The following is a 2,890-nucleotide window of genomic DNA, read 5'->3' as shown; positions in this document are numbered from 1 at the left end:
GACCTGCCGCTCTACGTGCATTTCGGCCAGCTCTGGGGCCTGCCGGAATCGGGCGCCAACGGCGAGGACGCCGACACCATCGTCGAGCGGGTGATCCCGCTGCTGCGCCCCGGCGACGTGCTGGCCCATCCCTTCACCCGGCATCCCGGCGGCTTCATCAACGAGGCGGGCGAGGTCCACCACATCATCCGGCGGGCGATGGATGCGGGCCTCAAGGTCGATGTCGGCCACGGCAGCCACTTCTCCTACCGGGTGGCCCGCGCCTCGCTGCCGGCCGGCGTCATCCCCTACACGCTCGGCGCCGACATGCACGGCTACAACACCGAGGTGCCCGAGGCCCCGAAGCCCGCCGGCACCCCGGACGAGCACCACGACGACGAGAACCACCCCTTCCTCGGCCAAGCCCGCTTCAGCCTCACCCAGGCGATGAGCTCGATGATGGCGCTCGGCATCCCGTTGGAGGAGGTGGTGCCGATGGTGACCTCCCATCCGGCCGAGATGCTGCGCATGAGCGACAGCCTCGGCGCCCTCGCGGTCGGGCGCGTGGCCGACGTCTCGGTGCTGCACGACGACCGCGGCCGCTTCCTGCTGCGCGACAACGAGGACACCAAGGTCGTGGCCGAGCGGCTGCTCCGCCCCGCCTTCTGCCTGCGGGCGGGCCGGCGCTTCGAGGCCGACTCGCCGATCCTGCCCCAGGCGGTCGCGGCCTGACATGCTCGTGCCCGAGGTGTCCATGCCCGCCTTCGTCCTCGACGACCCGACGCCGCCGGATCCGCGCCGCCGCTGGGCGGAGCTGGACGCCCCGGCCCGCGGCCGGTGCTACGACAACAACGCGGGCGTGCCCGACAGCGCCGCGCAGGTGGCGGCGCGCAACGCGGCGTCGGCCGCCTACCGGGCGGCGCACCCGGCCGCCCTCGACATCCCGTATGCGGGTGCCGAGCGCACCGCCCTCGACCTTTACCCGGCGGGCGCCGCCGCGCCCTGCCTCGTCTTCGTCCATGGCGGCTACTGGCAGCGCAACGCGCGGGCCGACTTCGCCTGCTTCGCGCAAGGCCTGAACGAGGCCGGCTGGTCGGTGGCGATGCCGGGCTACAGCCTCGCGCCGGAGGCGCGCCTCGCCGACATCGTCGCCGAGATCGGCGCGAGCCTCGACTGGCTCGGCCGCCACGGGCCAGAGCACGGGGTCGGCGGCCCGGTCGTGCTCGCCGGCTGGTCGGCCGGCGCGCAGCTCGCCGCGCTGCATCTCGGCCACCCGGCGGTCGCCGCGGGCCTCGCGCTCTCCGGCGTCTACGACCTCGCACCGATCCGCGACACCTACCTGAACGACAAGCTGCAACTCTCCGACGACGAGATCGCGACCCTCTCGCCCCTGCGCCTGCCGGTCGTGGAGAAGCCCCTGACGATCGCCTACGGCAGCCGGGAGCTGCCGGCCCTCGTCCACGACGCGCGCAACCTCCACGCCCTGCGCGCCGCCCACCACGCGCCGGGCGCGCTGCTGCCGGTGCCCGGCGCCGACCACTTCTCGATCCTCAACGAATTCCTGCGCGCGGACGGCCTGCTGGTGCGCGCGGCGCAGGATCTGCTCGGAGGCGTCCGATGAGCCAGGAGGGCGTCGGGGCGCCGCTGCCCCGCAAGGAGGACGACCGCCTGATGCGCGGGCGCGGCCAGTACGTCGGCGACATCCGCCTGCCCGGGATGCAGGACGTGGCCTTCGTGCGCAGCCCCCTGGCGCATGCCCGCATCCGGGCGATCCACGTGCCGGAGGCCTATCGCGACCGCGTCTTCACCGCCGCCGACCTCGACGGCGTCCTGCCGATCCGCGCGGTCTCGGGACTGCCCGGCTTCAAGGTCTCGGAGCAGCCGGTGCTGGCGACGGACAAGGTCCGGCAGGTCGGCGAGCTGGTGGCGATGTGCGTGGCGCCCACCCGCGCCGAGGCCGAGGACATCGCCGCCGCGGTCGTGCTCGACCTGGAGGAGCTGCCGGCCGTCCACGACATGCTGGCGGCGCGCGAGCCCGGCTCCGCCCTGGTCCACGAGCACTGGGGCGACAACGTCTTCCTGGAAACGCTGGTCGACGTGAACATCGCGGCAGCCCTCGACGCGCCGATCCGGGTCAGCCGCACCATCTCGACGGGGCGGCAATGCATGGCGCCGATCGAGGGCCGCGGCACCGTGGTCCAGCTCGACCACCGCCTCGACCAGATCGTGGTCCACACCGCGAGCCAGATGCCGCACATCGTGCGCAACGGCCTGTCCGAGTGCCTGCAGATCGAGCAGGGCCGCATCCGCATCGTCTCGCCCGATGTCGGCGGCGGCTTCGGCTACAAGGCGATCCTGCTCGCCGAGGACGTGGCGCTCTGCTGGCTGGCGCTGCGCTGCGGCCACCCGGTGCGCTGGCTGGAGGACCGGCGCGAGCACCTCACCGCCAACGCCAATTGCCGCGAGCACCATTACCGCATCACCGCCTACGCGGAGCGCGACGGCACCCTGCGGGGCATCGACTGCGAGGCGACCGTCGATTCCGGCGCCTACTCGGCCTACCCGTTCTCGGCCTGCCTGGAGGCCGCGCAGGTGGCGAGCATCCTGCCGGGGCCCTACGACTTCCCCGCCTACCGCTGCCGCACGTGGTCGGTCGCCACCAACAAGTGCCCGATCCTGCCCTACCGCGGGGTGGCCCGCACCGGCGTCTGCTTCGCCCTCGAACTCGTGCTCGACGCGGTCGCCCGCGAGGCGGGCATCGCGCCCGAAATCGTGCGCGAGAAGAACCTCGTGCGGCCCGGGCAGATGCCGTTCGAGAACATCACCCGGAAGCACTTCGACAGCGGCGACTACCCGGAGGCGCTGGCCCGGGCGCTCAAGGCCATCGACGTCGCGGCGGTGCGGGCCCGCC

3 protein-coding genes are annotated in these 2,890 nt (G+C 73.4%); all 3 read left to right on the top strand.

Translation table 11 applies throughout. The features are described from left to right. A partial coding sequence (locus tag AX737_RS29965) for an amidohydrolase family protein (RefSeq protein WP_156454053.1) occupies positions 1–711 on the top strand: 711 nt, incomplete at its 5' end. A gap of 22 nt (positions 712–733) precedes the next feature. Next, the gene (locus tag AX737_RS29960) at positions 734–1,600 is read left to right on the top strand and encodes an alpha/beta hydrolase (RefSeq protein WP_082773379.1); all 867 of its coding nucleotides are present in this window, start codon (positions 734–736) and stop codon (positions 1,598–1,600) included. Then, the coding region (locus tag AX737_RS29955) for a molybdopterin cofactor-binding domain-containing protein (protein ID WP_156454052.1) at positions 1,597–2,890 on the top strand (1,294 nt) is incomplete at its 3' end. The genes AX737_RS29960 and AX737_RS29955, both read left to right, overlap by 4 nt.

The sequence above is a fragment of the Methylobacterium sp. CCH5-D2 genome (genome assembly GCF_001556475.1).
Classification (GTDB): Bacteria; Pseudomonadota; Alphaproteobacteria; order Rhizobiales; family Beijerinckiaceae; genus Methylobacterium; species Methylobacterium hispanicum.
Note: the sequence above shows the minus strand (reverse complement) of the source record. Positions and strands in the feature narration are given on the sequence as shown.